This is a genomic window from Micromonospora sp. NPDC023869 (genome assembly GCF_055559695.1).
The window spans coordinates 1-1,367 of sequence record NZ_JBVHKD010000028.1 but is presented as its reverse complement, the minus strand read 5'-3'; the positions used below and the strand labels follow the sequence as shown (position 1 = coordinate 1,367).

Annotated in this window: 1 protein-coding gene; it reads right to left on the bottom strand. The window is 69.7% G+C overall.

What is annotated here, in order from left to right; genetic code table 11:
- A partial coding sequence (locus tag ACZ31C_RS32220) for an IS701 family transposase (protein ID WP_465798506.1) occupies positions 1–1,265 on the bottom strand: 1,265 nt, incomplete at its 3' end.
- Between the last annotated feature and the right edge of the window lie 102 nt (positions 1,266–1,367).

Below are 1,367 nucleotides of genomic sequence, written 5' to 3'. Positions count from 1 at the left end.
TGGGATCGTCGGGCTTGGGCTTGGGATGTTCGCCGCCAGTATGACCAGTGCAGGGTGTGCTCCGGTGGTAGTGCCATGGTGAGGACGAAGGCGTTGAGGAGTCGGCGGATCTCGGCGACGGTCAACGTGATGATCTCCGGCTCGGGGTCGGGCTGCTGGGTGGCGAGGATGGTCAGGACGGCCAGGGCGAGCATGGCCAGGGTGATGAACCGGTGCCAGCCGGTCCAGCCGCGGACCTGGTAGTGGTCCAGGCCGACCTGGCCTTTGCCGGTCTGGAACAGTTCCTCGATGCTCCAGCGGGAGCCGGCGACGGTGACGAGGGTGTGCAGCGGCGCCGGGCGAGGCGCCCAGCAGAGGTAGAAGGCCAGCTCGCCGGTGGTGCGGCTGCGGCGGATGAGCAGCCACCGATACTCGCCGGGGTTGGTGGCGGTGGTGATCCACGCCCACAGGTAGTCGCGGGGTCCTTTCGCCCCTGGCCCGCAGCTGTGCTGCTGCCACTGGCGGGTGGGGATTCGCTCGGCGAGGTCGTCAACGCGGATGAGGGTGCGGCCATCGTTGACGGCCACGCGCCGGTCGCAACCGACCGCCAGGACGTAGCCGACGCCACGGTCTTCGAGGTCGGCGCGTAGGCCGGGGTCGGCGCCGTAGACCTCGTCGCCGGTCACCCACCTGAAGGGGACGCCGGCGTCCAACGCGTCGGCGATCATCTGCCGGGCCAGTGCCGGCTTCGTCGCGAACCCGACGTCGTCCGGCACGCCGGCGTCGGCCAGACGTTCAGGCCGCTCGCACCACGTCGTCTCGGGTAGGTAGAGCCGGCGGTCGATCAGCGCCCGCCCGTGCGGGGTGATGTAGGCCAGGAACACCCCGACCTGGCTGTTCTCGACACGACCGGCGGTGCCGGTGTACTGCCGCTGCACCCCGACCGAGCACACGCCCTTCTTCAGGAACCCGGTCTCGTCGCAGGCCAGGACAGCGTCGGGGTGGCCGAACTGCTCCACCAGCCAGGAACGCACGTCATCGCGGACGGCGTCGGCGTCCCACACCGCCGTACGCAGCAGCCGCTGCATCGCCTGCGGATCGGCGTGACCCGCCCGCTCCGCAAGCGACCAGCAGGTCTTGCGTTCCACGCCCGACAGCAGCCCTTCCACGAACTGCCCGGCCGTCCGGCGCGGCTCCGCCCGCACGAACCGATCAGCGACACGCGTCTCCGCCTCGTCGAGGATGACCCGCCACCTGGCGGGGTTTAAGCTGTGGCCCACGGCCATCGCGCGATCTTCGGTTGTCCTCACAAACCATCGATGATCAACGCGGTGGCCGTCCTCATGCCCACGCCACGCCCAACGCCGAAGCCAAGTGACGTTGGAGTA